14 protein-coding genes are annotated in these 14,779 nt (G+C 36.6%); 10 read left to right on the top strand and 4 right to left on the bottom strand.

What is annotated here, in order from left to right; translation table 11 throughout:
* Nucleotides 1-207 precede the first annotated feature (207 nt).
* The 6 genes from BK580_RS15495 to BK580_RS15470 all read left to right on the top strand — a co-directional run bounded on the left by BK580_RS15495 (nt 208) and on the right by BK580_RS15470 (nt 7,316).
* Entirely contained in the window at nt 208-1,404 is a 1,197-nt protein-coding gene (locus tag BK580_RS15495) for a M20 metallopeptidase family protein (protein ID WP_078381215.1), read from the top strand.
* A gap of 14 nt (nt 1,405-1,418) precedes the next feature.
* Nucleotides 1,419-2,732, top strand: a complete 1,314-nt coding sequence (locus BK580_RS15490; protein ID WP_078381214.1) for an amidohydrolase — start codon at nt 1,419-1,421, stop codon at nt 2,730-2,732.
* 18 nt (nt 2,733-2,750) lie between these two features.
* Nucleotides 2,751-4,061, top strand: a complete 1,311-nt coding sequence (locus tag BK580_RS15485) for a helix-turn-helix domain-containing protein (RefSeq protein WP_078381213.1) — start codon at nt 2,751-2,753, stop codon at nt 4,059-4,061.
* 146 nt (nt 4,062-4,207) lie between these two features.
* Nucleotides 4,208-5,746, top strand: coding sequence for an AbgT family transporter (locus BK580_RS15480; RefSeq protein ID WP_078381212.1), 1,539 nt, complete (start codon nt 4,208-4,210; stop codon nt 5,744-5,746).
* Between the two features lie 97 nt (nt 5,747-5,843).
* Entirely contained in the window at nt 5,844-6,110 is a 267-nt protein-coding gene (locus tag BK580_RS15475) for an HPr family phosphocarrier protein (RefSeq protein ID WP_078381211.1), read from the top strand.
* A gap of 213 nt (nt 6,111-6,323) precedes the next feature.
* A complete protein-coding gene (locus BK580_RS15470) occupies nt 6,324-7,316 on the top strand; it encodes an acyltransferase family protein (protein WP_078381210.1) in 993 nt (330 codons plus the stop codon).
* A gap of 59 nt (nt 7,317-7,375) precedes the next feature.
* Here the strand turns inward: BK580_RS15470 and BK580_RS15465 are convergent, their stop codons facing one another.
* Nucleotides 7,376-7,657, bottom strand: coding sequence for a hypothetical protein (locus BK580_RS15465; protein ID WP_078381209.1), 282 nt, complete (start codon nt 7,655-7,657; stop codon nt 7,376-7,378).
* A gap of 437 nt (nt 7,658-8,094) precedes the next feature.
* Between BK580_RS15465 and abc-f the strand changes: the two genes are divergently transcribed.
* Complete coding sequence (gene abc-f / locus BK580_RS15455; RefSeq protein WP_078381207.1) at nt 8,095-9,819, top strand: ribosomal protection-like ABC-F family protein; 1,725 nt, start codon at nt 8,095-8,097, stop codon at nt 9,817-9,819.
* Between the two features lie 163 nt (nt 9,820-9,982).
* Here abc-f and BK580_RS15450 read toward each other — a convergent pair whose 3' ends face one another.
* Complete coding sequence (locus BK580_RS15450) at nt 9,983-10,660, bottom strand: LysM peptidoglycan-binding domain-containing protein (protein ID WP_078381206.1); 678 nt, start codon at nt 10,658-10,660, stop codon at nt 9,983-9,985.
* A 122-nt stretch (nt 10,661-10,782) separates the two neighbouring features.
* Here BK580_RS15450 and BK580_RS15445 point away from each other — a divergent pair, with 122 nt between their 5' ends.
* Nucleotides 10,783-11,349, top strand: coding sequence for a histidine phosphatase family protein (locus BK580_RS15445; RefSeq protein ID WP_078381205.1), 567 nt, complete (start codon nt 10,783-10,785; stop codon nt 11,347-11,349).
* A gap of 109 nt (nt 11,350-11,458) precedes the next feature.
* Here the strand turns inward: BK580_RS15445 and BK580_RS15440 are convergent, their stop codons facing one another.
* Nucleotides 11,459-12,496: an NAD-dependent epimerase/dehydratase family protein gene (locus BK580_RS15440; RefSeq protein WP_078381204.1), complete on the bottom strand. Its 1,038-nt coding sequence runs from the start codon at nt 12,494-12,496 to the stop codon at nt 11,459-11,461.
* A 142-nt stretch (nt 12,497-12,638) separates the two neighbouring features.
* Between BK580_RS15440 and BK580_RS15435 the strand changes: the two genes are divergently transcribed.
* Complete coding sequence (locus BK580_RS15435; RefSeq protein ID WP_078381203.1) at nt 12,639-12,902, top strand: hypothetical protein; 264 nt, start codon at nt 12,639-12,641, stop codon at nt 12,900-12,902.
* A gap of 97 nt (nt 12,903-12,999) precedes the next feature.
* Here the strand turns inward: BK580_RS15435 and BK580_RS15430 are convergent, their stop codons facing one another.
* Nucleotides 13,000-14,061 (bottom strand): AbrB family transcriptional regulator, encoded by a 1,062-nt coding sequence (locus BK580_RS15430; RefSeq protein ID WP_078381202.1) that lies wholly within the window; start codon nt 14,059-14,061, stop codon nt 13,000-13,002.
* An 82-nt stretch (nt 14,062-14,143) separates the two neighbouring features.
* On the opposite strand from BK580_RS15430, the gene BK580_RS15425 reads away from it, so the two are divergent.
* Nucleotides 14,144-14,635, top strand: coding sequence for a hypothetical protein (locus BK580_RS15425; protein WP_078381201.1), 492 nt, complete (start codon nt 14,144-14,146; stop codon nt 14,633-14,635).
* Nucleotides 14,636-14,779: the final 144 nt, after the last annotated feature.

Below are 14,779 nucleotides of genomic sequence, written 5' to 3'. Positions count from 1 at the left end.
CCTCCTTCCAAATCATTTCCGTGCAACATCACTCCTAATTACTTTATTCAAAAAACATAAGAATGTGAGCGACTGCTTTAATTAACAGAAAATATAAAAAATAAAGTTGAAAAATTAAATGTTTATGATACTATTTAATTACGGTATTAAAAAGGAAGATATCCTTAAATGAATAAAATTAAATTAAGAGAAAGGAAGTGGTGTAACATGACCTTTTCATTACCAACGTTAGACGAAAACTTACATGCAGAATTAATTGAGTTTAGAAGAGAATTACATCGATATCCAGAGGTTAGTGGAGAGGAAGTAGAAACAGCCAATAGAATCCAAGATGCATTAAAAAAACACGGAATACCATTTCAAACGGGATTCGCTAAAACAGGGATTCTTGGCATTATAAAAGGGAACAAAGAAGGACCTACAGTTGCTTTACGAGCAGATATTGATGCACTTCCAATTACAGAACAAACGAATCTTCCGTTTGCATCTGAAGTGGAAGGTAAAATGCATGCTTGTGGACATGATGTGCATACAACAATGTTATTAGGTGCAGGTATTGTACTAAATCAAATGAAATCTGATTTAGCAGGTACCATACTGTTAGTTTTCCAGCCGGCAGAAGAAAACGCTCCAGTAGGTGGTGCACAACCAATGATGGATGATGGAGTATTTGCAGAATATAAACCAGATGTCATTTTCGGACAGCATGTTTGGCCAGATCTTCCGGTAGGTCAAATTGGTGTGCGTTCAAAAGAAATGATGGGTGCAACGGATCGCTTCAAAATAGTGATTAACGGTTCTGGTGGACATGCAAGCATGCCTCATCAAACAAATGATGCCATTATTGCTGCTAATCATGTTGTAACTATGCTTCAAACTATCGTAAGCCGAAATACTAATCCGATTGATGCGGCAGTCGTGACTGTTGGCAAAATAGAGGGAGGCTATCGCTACAATGTAATAGCTGACAAAGTGACTCTAGAAGGATCTGTCAGAACCTATACACAACAAACAAAAGAAATCGTGAAACAAAGATTTCATCAAATCGTAGAAAACACTGCCATTGCGATGGGGGCGACAGCAGAAATTGAGTATATTGATGGCTATGAAGCTACTATCAATAATCCAGAATGGGCAGAATTAGTTAAAATGACAGCTCAAGAAATTCTAGGTTCTGAACTTGCAACTCCAAAAGTAGACCCTTCTCTTGGTGGAGAGGACTTCTCAAGGTTTTTGAAAAATTATCCAGGTGCTTTCTTTTGGTTAGGTACAGCTATTGATGGGAGAGAAATTCAAAAGCCACTTCATGACCCTTATTTTGAATGTAATGAAAAGGCTATACCGATTGGTGTACACATGTTAAGCAATGTGACGCTACAAGCATTACAACGTTTGAGTCTATAAAAGGAGAGGTATTGATGGAACGGATTTCTAGATTTATTTCAACCATATCTCCAAAATTAATTTCTTGGAGAAGACATTTTCATCAATTTCCAGAGCTAGGATGGACCGAGTATGCAACTACATACTTTATTGGAAGGCAACTAGAAGAACTTGGCTTTACTCTTTTTATAGGAGAAGAGGCCCTTGTTTCTAAGGCAAGAATGGGAGTGCCAGATCACGAAACCTTGTACAAAGCTGAAAAACGTGCTCAAGAGCAAGGTGTACCTGACGAATGGCTACATAAAATGAGAAATGGGCATACAGGTTTAGTCGCGAAATGGGACACAGGTAAAGAAGGAAAGCATATTGCGCTAAGATTTGATATAGATGCCCTTCCTATTTTTGAAAATAAACAAAAAGTATCTGGTCACTTTCCAGAAGAAGAAGGATTTGCTTCTAGTGTTCCATCTGTTATGCATGCATGTGGACATGATGGACATGCTGCAATAGGGCTTGGAGTTGCTAATTGGATTGCCGCTTTTCAGAAAGAGTTAACTGGCAGTTTTACATTACTGTTTCAACCTGCAGAAGAAGGGAGTAGAGGAGCAAAATCGATGTTAGATAGGGGATGGCTAAAAGATGTAGATTATTTTTTTAGTGGTCATATTGGCATACAGCCTTTGCCTCTAGGCGATGTTGTTGCTTCTACAAACGGATTTCTTGCCACTTCTAAAATCGATGTTACTTTTACAGGGAAATCATCACATGCTGGGGTGGAGCCACAAGAAGGAAAGAATGCATTACTTGCAGCAGCTGCCACAGCGATTCATCTACATACAATTCCAAGGCATCGTGATGGAGTTACCAGAATAAATGTTGGAACACTACAAGCAGGTACCGGACGAAATGTCATTCCTGATTTAGCGGAATTAACCTTAGAAACGCGGGGAGAAACTTCTCAACTCAATCAATACATGGAGGACGAGGCAATTCGAATTATTGAGAGCGCTGCTGCTATGTATGACGTCGAGGTAGACATACGTTTAGTTGGTAAAGGAGTAGAAGTTGTGACAAAGGATGAAGGAGAGTGGAAGCCTTTCTTAGAGAGAAGCACCGAGGGGAGTCATCGCGTCCTTCAGATCCATGAAACCATGCCCTTAAGAGCTTCAGAAGATGTTGCTTACATGATAAATGATGTGAGAGCAAGAGGCGCAAAGGCAACGTATTTTATTTTTGGTACTCCATTGGCGAAAGGGCATCATCACCCTTTATTTGATTACGATGAAAGAGTATTAGAAGTTGCGCTTGACGTTTATGCCTCTTCTATTCTATCGTTAACTTTACAGTAGTTGAAGAAGGTGAAGATAGTGAAAGTGAAAATCGGCGTGATAGGCCCAATTGATTCCGTTAATAGAATCCTTTTGGTTGCAAAAGACTTTGAAAATGTTGAATTATATCCTTGTGCCTATACTAATCTTGAGGAAATCAACATGTTATTAAAGGAAAAAAACGGATTTGTTGATCAGTGGATGTTTTCTGGACAAGCCCCGTATTACTATGCTTTATCAAAAGGACTAATATCAAAAAAAGAAGGAAGCTATGCAAAGCTTTTTGGGTCAAGCTTTCTAGGAACAATATTGGAAGCGCAAGTGAAGGAAGAGAAGTTATTAAAATCCATTAGTCTTGATACAATCCAGCACACACAGATTGAGATGAATCGGGAGTTCTTCTCATTGCAATCGATTAATGTTCATTCCTACTCCTATGAAGGGTTTGAACCAACTGAAAAACTTATTCATTTTCATCGTACTCTATATGAAAGTGGCAAAGTAGAAGTGACCTTTACATGCATTCATGCAGTATATAATGAACTGAGAGAACTTGGTATTCCATGCTTTCGTGTAATCCCGTCTGATTTAGCGATACTTACTACATTAGAATTTTTAATTGAACGCGCCCACTCGCAGCGCTACCGAAAATCACAGATCGCCATTATGGGAGTTGAAGTGATGCATACTGCGACATCGTTAGAGGAAATGCATTATTCTCATAAAATGAAAATAAAAGAGCTTGAGTTAAAAAGAATTATGTTGAGCTTTGCTGAAGACGTAAATGGTTCCTTCGTTCAATTTGGTGACGGTTTATTTCTTCTTTTTACAACGAGAGGGGAATTGGAGATCCATTTACAAGGGGATTCAATTAAAGAGCTAATACAAGATATTGAGGTGCAGAGTGAGTTGAAAGTAAGACTTGGTCTTGGCTTTGGCGAGACTGTTCTTGCAGCAGAAGAAAATGTGAGACAAGCTTTTCACCATGCAAGAGAACAGAAAATATTAACATTTGTATGTGTGAATGAAGATAGAGAAGTAACAGAGTTTTATAGTGCAGAACAAAAAGTTTCGTTTCAATCTCGCTCACTTGGAGCAGAATGGGAAGAGAAAATGAAGGACCTTACCATTAGTCCAACGATGGTATCGAAAATAAAATCATTAGCTCATTATTACCAAAAAGAAATAATTACCACACAAGACTTAGCTCGTTGGTTAAAAAGTACGGAGCGCAATGCACGGAGAATTTTGACGGAACTTGAAAAATCAGGACTAGCAAAAATATCCGGTGAAGAACAATCGGGACATAGGGGAAGACCTCGTAAAATTTATACTTTATCCTTCTTGTGAATAATCGAGAAATTCTCTTGTGATTTCTCGATTATATATTTAATGAATTGATCGAATATTCATTTTTCGCGGCGTTATTATCATGCTTTTTTTATCGCTATATACGGAACAAAAAAGGAATTATACCTTAAAGGGAGTGAAGGTTAATGAGCCAGTTACAAACAAATGAAGATCCCCAAAAAAATAATAGAATTCTAGATCGTCTATTAAGTGGTATTGAACGAATTGGAAACAAGTTGCCAGATCCATTTATGATCTTTATCTATTTATCTATTTTTATCATTGCGTTATCTTGGCTCGTTAATAGTTTAGGTGTAACAGTGGAGCACCCTGGAACTGGTGAAGAGCTAGACATTAAAAATTTGTTATCGGGCGAAGGAATTGAATTTATTTTAACTTCAATGCTAAGTAATTTCACTGGATTTACTCCTTTAGGTCTTGTATTAGCGATGATGCTTGGGATTGGTCTTGCAGAGAAAGTTGGATTAATAGAGGCTACTATTAAGAAAACAATATTAAATGCACCTAAATCAATAATCACCTATGCTGTAGTATTTACAGGTATACTAGGGAACCTTGCTTCTGATGCAGCTTTCGTTATTATTCCACCACTTGCGGCCATGATATTTTATACGATTGGTCGTCATCCTTTAGCCGGATTGGCCGCAGGTTTTGCAGGGGTTGGAGCAGGGTTTACAGCAAATCTCTTTGTTGCAGGAACAGATGCTTTACTTTCAGGAATTGCAACAGAAGCAATAAGGCCTTTCGATGATACGTTAATCGTTACTCCAGTAGATAATTATTACTTTATGGCTACTTCTGTATTTATTTTAACCATTATTGGTGCTTTAATTACAGATAAAATAGTAGAGCCAAGGCTTGGTAAATATCAAGGGAAAGTTGAAAAAGTAATAGAAAAATCACACCCAAAAGAGAAAAAAGGGTTAATAAATGCGTCAATAGCGGGGGCCGTTTATTTAATTCTGTTAGTTGTTGCGATATTCTGGCCGGAGTCCGTGTTAAGAAATGAAGATGGCGGATTAGTTCCATCCTTATTCTTAACAGCGATAGTTCCAATCACGTTGTTTTTCTTTATCGTAGTGGGTGTTACTTATGGAGTAACGGTAGGGAAAATTAAAGCTACTGCTGATGTTCCAAAGCTAATGACGGAATCTATTAAGGACATGGCAGGATATATCGTGCTAATCTTTGCAGCTGCACAATTTATTGCTTACTTTAACTGGTCTAATTTAGGGATTTGGGTAGCGGTAAATGGTGCAACTTTCTTAGAAAATATGAATCTTACTGGAATTCCAGGAATCATTGGATTCGTTCTACTCACAGCAGTTTTAAATTTAATTATTTTTAGTGGATCAGCACAGTGGGCTCTTATGGCACCTATTTTCATTCCGATGTTCTGGATGCTTGATTATCATCCGGCATTCATTCAGGCAGCATTTAGAATCGCAGACTCTTCTACGAATATCATTACACCTCTAAATCCTTATATAATCGTCGTCTTGGCATTTATGAAGGATTATGATAAAAAGGCAGGACTAGGAACCCTTATTTCATTAATGCTTCCATACAGTATTATTTTCCTTACTGTTTGGACTGTGCTTCTGCTGATATTTGCATTAACAGGTATTCCGTTTGGGCCAGGCATTGGAATGATGATTAAGTAAGGATAGGCGAAAGTACTATTTTGATAAAGTTATTCATGATTTTATTTCCCGTCACATACCATATATAAATTTCATGGTAAAGGTTGGGGGAGAAAAAATGGTATCAAAACAAATAACAGTCACACTAGAGTATGGTTTACATGCTAAGAACGCACAGTATTTTGTTCAAAAGGCAAATGACTTTACGTCTGAAATTAAAGTCGTTCGTCATAATAAAATAGTAGATGGAAAAAGCTTATTAGGATTACTTTCCTTAGGAATTGCGAATGGTAGTGTGATTACAGTTAAAGCAGAAGGATCTGATGAAAAAGAAGCAGTGCAATTTCTTACTGAATACTTAAAAAGTGCAGAAGTTGTTGAATAAAAACACGCGGGTGTATTCGCGTGTTTTTTTTATGTTCTTTTACAATAGGTTCTGTTAAAGTACAGCGATGTTTAACAGAACCTTACAATAAATAACAATGGAATTACGGACAGGTTTGTTCTCCATCTTTCGAATATATATGGTGCTCAGGTTTATTTGTAGTATAAAACTGGGTAAAGACCTTCGTATAGAAGAGAAATGGAGGAGAACATCATGAAGAAAACACGCGATTCCTTCTTTGATAATGCGAAGTTTATCTTAATATTTTTGGTAGTATTTGGGCATATCATATCCCCATATCGAGCAAATGATGAGTGGTTAGTGTCCATCTATCACTTTATCTTTATTTTTCATATGCCAGCATTCATTTTATTAGCAGGACATTTTAGTGCAAACTTTGATAAAAAAGGGTACTATGTCAAAATTGTCACGAGATTACTGATACCTTATCTCTTATTGCAAACAATCTACACTTTATTTTACAGTAAACTATATACGGCGGCAGATTATTCATTGCAATATTTCACACCAAGATGGGCGATGTGGTTTTTATTAAGTATGATAGCATGGAAGCTATTGCTTCCGCTTTTCGCTAAAATAAAGGCAAGGTACAGCATACCAATAGCCTTTGTTCTTGGAATCGGAATTGGGTTTATTGAGATATCAGAGCGCTTTTTAAGCTTAGATCGAACTTTCTATTTTTTTCCGTTCTTTTTAATTGGTTATTATTTAACGAATACAGACTTATTTGAACGTTTAAAAGGTGGAGCCCATCGAATATATGCTGGAGCATTTTTAGTCGTTCTTTTCATAGGGATTTATGTACTTTTAGGTGGGATTGATGGAGCGAGTATACTTTATGGAACTCACACCTACTCCTCGATATTGGATGTTTTAGGGCGTATGGGGATCTATCTTGGAAGCTTTCTAGTTACAGTTGCCTTTTTTGCACTAGTGCCAAAAGAAAAATATATTTTCACAGGAATTGGGAGAAGGTCTTTTTATGTGTACATTTTACACGGATTTATTATTAAGTGGTTCTTTGAAACAAGCTTAAGTCAAGCTATTAACTCAATATCGGGCTATATCTTACTAATCTTATTGAGTATGGTGGTAACAGTGATTACTGGAAACAAATATGTCGTTAAAGCAATCCAAACGCCTTTTGGCTATATGAAGGAAGGCTTGTCTATAAAGAACGGGTAAAAAAAGCCGCTTGAAACAATGGTTTCAAGCGGCTTTTTCCTGTGTAGAAGTGTGTTCCATTAATTAGTTTGTTTATTTAAATCCTCTGTTAGACGTTTTGTCGATGGAATAGATTTAACTATATAATTACCAAGTAAGGACAGAATAGTAGTCATAGTAATTAAAATAGGAAGAAGGTTTGTTAAGTCTGCAATCATACTATAAATGACTGCAACTGATACCATTGGAATGATAACAACCACAAAATGTACTTTTTTATTCAAAAAGGTAAGCACACTGCTTCCTGAGAAAACAAGTACTCCTAATAGAATAAAAGAAAATACCGGAATAAAGTATTCCATTTACCGCATAACCTCCGCTTTAGATTAGTGAAAAGAACTAAACTGTATTACTATTATAGCACAGATGTGAAAAAACATTCAGAAAACTGATTTTGTACGTAGGAGAAAAGATGTAATAGCCTATTGACAGTTAACTTGATGGAAAATATACTGAAAGGGTATTACAATACGGGAAAAGGAAGGTACAAGGTGCGATGTGGAATTAATCTAATTTTTAGGAGAGAACTCATGAAGAAGAATAAAATGAGGAACCTAGAGAATTGGATTAGTCTGCCCATTTTTACCTACCATAAGTATCGTGTAGAATTTATATTCGCTATTTTTTAATAGTGTTATTTGTGATACTTTTAAGATGAAAAAAGGCGTTGCTGTGTAATTTTGTGCAATTAGACTATTTATTAACCTCCCTAGGATTCCTAGGGAGGTTTTTTTACTATATGACAAGCGCTATATTACAAGTGAAAAAGGTAAAGAAAAGCTTCGGAGAAAGGGAAATACTCAAGGATATTTCCTTTGATATTCGAAACGGAGAAAAAATCGGTCTTGTTGGATGGAATGGAGCTGGGAAAACTACTTTAATGAGGCTTCTCATGGGCTCTATTGTGCCAAATGAAGGCACAATAACGAAGCATTCAGAAGTGAAAATCGGCTATTTACCCCAGTCTACAGAATATGAGCTTCACTTAGAAGATGAACTAATGGAACATGGTCAACATTTCCTTACGACAACAAGTCAGTTAGGTTTAGAAAAGATGCAGAATTGGAAAGAAGAAAGGTATCATCATTTAAGTGGAGGGGAACGTTTAAAGCTTGCCCTTGCGAAAATCTGGGCAAACAACCCTCATCTTTTATTCTTGGATGAACCAACGAACCATCTTGATTTACAAGGAGTTAACTGGCTGATTAAAGAATTGAAAAAGTTCGAAGGTGCAGCCGTCATAATATCGCATGATCGCTATTTCTTAGATAAAACAGTGACAAAGATTTATGAGATAGAAGATTGCTTATTGAAAGAATATGAAGGTAATTACTCTGCTTATAAAGTAGAGAAACAACGTCTTCATGAACAGCAAACCCGTGATTACCTTAAGCAAGAACGAAAGATTCAAATAATAGAAGAACAAGTTGCGACATTAAAGCAATGGTCCGAGAAAGCACATCGAGAATCTGGAAAGGGTAGAAGTCTTTCCGAAAATAATCTTTTAGGGTTCAAGGAATATGAACGGGTAAAAGCGAAAAAGAAAGACAATCAAATCAAATCTAAAACAAGAAGGTTGGAGTTAGAGCTTTCTAAAAAAAAGATAGAGAAACCAAAAGAAGAAGTTGAAGTACTATTTGATTTCGAGTCAAGTGGAAAACGGGGCAAAAGAATTCTTGAGGCAAAAGGGTTATCAAAACAGTTTGATGAACGTGTATTATTTGATAAGAGTCACTTCTATGTTTTACACGGAGAAAAGGTTGGATTGCTTGGACCAAATGGAGCAGGAAAAACCACTTTTATTAATATGCTATTAGGTAAAGAGGACGCTTCCAAAGGTACACTATGGAAGAGTGATACGTTGAAAATCGCTTATTTAAGCCAGGATGTTAGTGAGATGTCTGTGGATAAAACGGCTATGGAATATCTGGACGTAGTAGGTTGTGAACGAATATCTAAAGCAAGAACCATTTTTGCTAATATGGGGATGAAAGAGGATAAGTTGTTAAAGCCAATTGCTACACTTAGTTTAGGAGAAAGAACCCGGGTTAAGCTCGTACACATGATAATGCAGGAATATGACGTGTTAATACTGGATGAACCGACCAACCACTTAGACTTGCCAAGTCGAGAACAATTAGAAGACACATTGATAAGTTATAATGGGGCATTAATTGTTGTATCACATGACCGCTACTTTGTGGAAAAACTATGTAATAAATTGCTAATCATTGAAAACAAGAGAATCAAACGAGTGGAAATGGGTCTTAGAGAGTATGAAACAAGGCAACAATTATCGAAGGAACCTAGCAAACAAGAACAACGAGAGGCCTTAGCTATTATAGATACTAAAATAACCGAATTATTAGGAAAAATAAGTATGATAAATCCTGGTACAGAGGAATATATCGAAATGGATAGAGCAATCACTGAATGGATGAGAAAGAAAAAAGAAATAGGTTAATGAGAAAAACTTGGATGGTGTATTCATCCAAGTTTTTTCACTGATTAAGAAAGAAAAGTGCTCCAGTAGTAAGGTAAGAAGGTATTTAAGTAGATGTAGTAACCTCCAACTCTAGCGCCTCGTCATCCCCATGACCAGAGCTACGAGCTCAAACTATAATCAACTAATTTAGTTTCAGTTTTTGTCCGATGTAAATGGTGTTGGTCGCTAATTTGTTTAGTTCTTTAAGGCTTTTCACCGTGGTTCCATATTTTTTTGCGATAGAATAAAGAGTGTCTCCTTTTACAACAGTGATTGTAAAACTTTCTGGTGCGGGTGTGACGTAAAGTTTTTGTCCAACTAATATTGTATCGGATGTCAGTTTGTTCCATGATTTTATGTTAGCGATTGTTGTATGATGTGAATTTGCTAATGCATACAACGTATCTCCTTTTTTTACAGTGATAATGACAGGTGCTTTTACTAATAACTTTTGTCCGATGTAAATCGTGTCAGTAGAAAGTTTGTTCCAATCCTTTAAATCTGCAACAGATGTTTTAAACGCTTTTGACAATGAGTAAAGGGTGTCACCTTTCTTGACGATGACTTCTATTGTTTCTTTCACTACAAGTTTTTCACCAGCGATAATTTTTGAGGAAGTTAGATTATTCATTTTCTTTAATTCCTCGACTGTAATATCGTATTTTTTAGAAAGGCTATACAAAGTGTCCCCTTTCTTAATCACAATTTCTTCTTGTGTGTTGGTGGATGCAGATACGTTATCATGAGACGAAAATCCAAGAGCTCCTGTTAAACCTAGAGATAGGGCCAAAGCTAATGCTATTTTCTGATGTTTTTTCATGCTGTAACACTCCAATTATATATATTTTTTTGCTTCACATTTACTTTGACGTAGTTAGAGGAATTTTGTCGCTTGTTCGATAAAAATGAGCAAGCCCATTTTTGAATTTGGAGGAAAATTTAATGAATACACACATTTATTTTGTGAGACATGCGCACTCAGCCTATACACCAGACGAGCTTATGAGAGCTTTATCGGTTCGTGGAATGGAAGACGCCAAAGGGGTAGCAGAAATATTGCGAAAGGAAAATATTGATGTTGTTTTATCTAGTCCATATAAAAGAGCGATTCAAACTGTGGAAGGTGTAGCTAAGATAATTGAATCCGAGATTAAGATAGTGGATGGGTTTAAAGAAAGAACGTTAGCGAGTGGCATGCTAGATAACTTTCAAGAGGCGATTGAAAAGGTGTGGCAGGAAACAGATTTTTCGTGGGAAGGGGGAGAATCTAATGAAGTAGCACAAAAGCGCGGTATTACTAGTTTACTTAAAACATTGGATACATACAAAGGGAAGAGGGTGGTTGTGGGGACACATGGAAATATTATGGTATTAATCATGAATTATTTTGCGAAGAAATATGACTATGAGTTTTGGAAGACACTTGTGATGCCTGACATTTATAAGTTAACTTTTAATAATAAGGAATTGGTTAGTGTGGAGAGAGTCTGGGAGAATTACGAAAAATAAAGTGAGCGACTGCTAAGTTCTATAGGAGTAGAGTTACGGAAGCAACTCTACTCACAGAACATTATTAAATTTTGTTTTACTACGATACTAACTTGAGCTTTTTTTACAACTATGCCAGCTGATTTGCTTTCCAGGCCTCTAGCACTTCCTTCTCTTTCTCGCGATGAATGCCAGCTTTTCTTTCTTCTTCTGAACGGGTAGTTTCCCATTCTAATATATCGGTAATAGTTTCTTCAATTGGGCGAACCATTAAGCGATTCTGAATAGCTTTCTCGATGTTTATCGAGCTCGCACCTCGCCAAGGCTCCTGGCCCTCTACTAATGGGTGCTCTTCTGGGATCCATAATGGCATTTCAGTCCAAGGCGCTACTTTACTTTGAAGTAAAAAGTTTTCGTCTACCCAAACAAGTTCAGCCTTTGAATCAGAAACTGTTTTACAACGTGACAGAAATTCTTCCATCGTTAAAGGTGTGATAGGACCTGTAACATTGAACTCGCCTGTTACTTTTTCGTCGGCCATTTTTAGAATCCAGATTGCCATATCTCTCGCATCAATAAATTGAACATTACGCTCTTTTCGACCGGGTGCTAAGACTTCTCCACCCTCAGCTACTCGCTTTATCCAATAGGTAAATCGATCGGAATAATCATAGGGACCAACTAATAAACCTGAGCGAACATGCAGCACCTTTCCTGGCATATTTTCTTCAGCAGCTGTTTCACTCAAAGCCTTTAGTGCTCCATAATGTTGATTAATTTGTTCGGAAGTTCCGTAACCGATTTCTGCTACTTGTTCATCTGTTAGTGTCTGAACTGGGTATGTTTCATCTAATCCAGTTGGGATCCAATCCTTATAAACCGAAATACTAGAAATAAAAGTATAGTGATCCACTTTGTCTGCTAAAGCCTTTGTTATTTCTGATAAAGCCAGAGGAGTAAATCCACAAGTATCAATGGCTACATCCCATTTTCCTGTTTCAAGAAGTGTTAAATCTTTATTGCGATCTCCGATAATACATTCTACATGAGGGAATAGGTCATTATGATTGCCACGATTGAAAAGAGTTACTTCATGCCCTTGCTTGAGCGCCTCTTCGACAATAAATCTACCTAAAAACCGAGTACCACCAATCACTAAGATTTTCATATGTATGCCTCCAGGAATATTTAATATACTTACTTATTCTATCAAGCTATTTCAATTCCCTTTTATTTATACAAAAACAGAGATAACATAAAGGAATTTCATCTAATTGAGGAGAATAAATTGTAAATGAAGGAGGGGAGAAATGATAATAACTTTTCCTATTAAAATAATGGTTGGACTTGTACTATTAAGTATAGCTATTCCTTTTGCCTTTTTGTTTGAAAGTATTACATATCCCTATAAAACGCAAGTGGAAAGCATTATTGTTGCATTAGTTATCTTTGGTCTTTTAGAGTTAATTAATTGCAAAGGATTATTGGATAAAGAGTATAATGATGTGATAAACACGCTATTTATTCTAATTGGTATTGTGTCAATAATCATTTCTTTATACTTTTTCATTTGAAAATAGGCGTTTTATGGACTGAATAGATAATCATCATAAACAAAGGTTTTTAATTTAGCCTAGCCCAGACAATTAAGTCTGAGCTAGTAATTGTTTTCTATGCTGCCTTGGGCTCTAATTTTCTACTAAAATACCATTTTAATAAAGGCGGTACGACGATAATGATAAATAACAAGCGTACTAATTGGAGTGCACTGACGACTGCTGGGTCCCCACCGACTGCTGTCGCGGTTAATACCATTTCTATAAGACCACCTGGTGCCACACTTAAAATGGCAGTTGGAAGATTAAGAGAGGTGAATGTAGCTAAAACTACGCCCAAACCAAAAGAAATAAGAATAAGCATAACGGTTAAGCCAAAATAAACGAAACAGTATTTGCCACCAAGCTTCAAATCAGCAAAAGAAATACTTTTTCCCATCCCAATACCGACAGTTATTTGGGCAATGATTAATAATAATGGTGGTAGTGTTGCCATCTCGACAAAGAGAATGTTTAATAGGGCAGTAGCAGCTAAAGGTACAATCACAATGCCAGCGGGAATCTTTTTCCTAAACAATACTCCAAGGATAACAGGGATGATAAACCACAAATATCCCCATCCACCAAATACATAACTGGAACCAGGTAAGATTGCTCCGATACTAGTTCCTGTAGAGGTAAAGGTATGAACGACGATAAAAGGGACCATAAACAGTACGGTTAATAAACGCACGGTTTGAAAGATAACGACAAGTGATGAGCGAGCGTTTAACGCTTCACTTGCGATCACCATTTCGGAGAGACCTCCTGGGATAGAACCAAATACACTCGTGATTTTATCGACAGGAATCCATTTAGTGACAATCATACTGTTTAAAATACTTACTGCAATTAATACAATGGTAGCAAGTACATATGGCAACACGTAAGGTGCTACTGTTCCAAGGGTACTGGCAGTGAAATATAAACCAAAAAACATGCCAAGTACTAAAAAACCGCTTTGTTTTAGTGGTTCAGGACAAGACATCAGTCGCTTGGAAACTCCTTGGTAAAGCATTACAGTAGTTAAAGCACCAAGCACCCATGGCAAAGGTAATCCTCCTAAAAAAAATATAAATCCGCCAAGGGTACCTACTAAATAGGTTTCGATTAGCCTTCCATAAGGAATATTTCGCATAACTAAACACTCCTTTACTTCGATAAAGTAATTGTAACACAATTTGCAAAAAAAACAGAGGTTTTTTCGAGAGGCGAATTAAATGAAACGAATTAGAAATATAAAATTATTTGTTCTTCTGGTTACACTCACAGAATTAATTATTATTTTAAGAATAGATCATGTCGTCTATCGTGGTGTATATTATACCTCCTTTTTTGTCCCAATCTTGGTTTTGCAAATAGTTCTTACATTTGGTTATTTAAATGCGAACACGAGAAAATTTTTCGGAAAAGCAGCCTTAATCATTATGTTTGCTATCGTTCCGATTGTATTTTACTTTTACACTCCGAATTTTACGTTTCATCAAGCCAAGCAATTAGTTGCTCAAGAAATAGATGAAGGTGCGGTCATTGTGGAGCAAACAGATAGATATCGGGATAATGTTCCAATCTATACGGAGGAAAAAAGAATTTTTCTTTCGGATAGAAACTATCATTTTGAGGTGATTACGAAAGATGAAGAAAAGTTAAATTTCCTTGTTCACCCTGATACCGGAGAAGTTATTAAAATGAATCAAGCATATTGGCCATAATGAAGCACTAACCAATCCCTAAATGTGGATTGATTAGTGCTTTTTATTTTCAAGATAGAAGCCAAGCAAATTGAATTTGCACCATGGGAGATAAAAATGTGAGACAAAGCTCCATTGAACGTTATGTTTAACCCGTCCCATCTG

Source organism: Sutcliffiella halmapala (assembly GCF_002019665.1).
Classification (GTDB): Bacteria; Bacillota; Bacilli; order Bacillales; family Bacillaceae_I; genus Sutcliffiella_A; species Sutcliffiella_A halmapala.
The sequence above is the reverse complement of the archived record's forward strand: the minus strand, read 5'-3'. Positions and strand labels throughout refer to the sequence as shown.

What these genes read in the sequence shown, in the direction of transcription:
- BK580_RS15435 (WP_078381203.1), top strand. Translation starts at nt 12,639, where the DNA reads ATGATAATAACTTTTCCTATTAAAATAATGGTTGGACTTGTACTATTA.
- BK580_RS15490 (WP_078381214.1), top strand. Translation starts at nt 1,419, where the DNA reads ATGGAACGGATTTCTAGATTTATTTCAACCATATCTCCAAAATTAATT.
- BK580_RS15465 (WP_078381209.1), bottom strand. Translation starts at nt 7,657, where the DNA reads ATGGAATACTTTATTCCGGTATTTTCTTTTATTCTATTAGGAGTACTT.
- BK580_RS15480 (WP_078381212.1), top strand. Translation starts at nt 4,208, where the DNA reads ATGAGCCAGTTACAAACAAATGAAGATCCCCAAAAAAATAATAGAATT.
- BK580_RS15450 (WP_078381206.1), bottom strand. Translation starts at nt 10,660, where the DNA reads ATGAAAAAACATCAGAAAATAGCATTAGCTTTGGCCCTATCTCTAGGT.
- BK580_RS15430 (WP_078381202.1), bottom strand. Translation starts at nt 14,061, where the DNA reads ATGCGAAATATTCCTTATGGAAGGCTAATCGAAACCTATTTAGTAGGT.
- BK580_RS15470 (WP_078381210.1), top strand. Translation starts at nt 6,324, where the DNA reads ATGAAGAAAACACGCGATTCCTTCTTTGATAATGCGAAGTTTATCTTA.
- abc-f (WP_078381207.1), top strand. Translation starts at nt 8,095, where the DNA reads ATGACAAGCGCTATATTACAAGTGAAAAAGGTAAAGAAAAGCTTCGGA.
- BK580_RS15425 (WP_078381201.1), top strand. Translation starts at nt 14,144, where the DNA reads ATGAAACGAATTAGAAATATAAAATTATTTGTTCTTCTGGTTACACTC.
- BK580_RS15475 (WP_078381211.1), top strand. Translation starts at nt 5,844, where the DNA reads ATGGTATCAAAACAAATAACAGTCACACTAGAGTATGGTTTACATGCT.
- BK580_RS15445 (WP_078381205.1), top strand. Translation starts at nt 10,783, where the DNA reads ATGAATACACACATTTATTTTGTGAGACATGCGCACTCAGCCTATACA.
- BK580_RS15495 (WP_078381215.1), top strand. Translation starts at nt 208, where the DNA reads ATGACCTTTTCATTACCAACGTTAGACGAAAACTTACATGCAGAATTA.
- BK580_RS15440 (WP_078381204.1), bottom strand. Translation starts at nt 12,496, where the DNA reads ATGAAAATCTTAGTGATTGGTGGTACTCGGTTTTTAGGTAGATTTATT.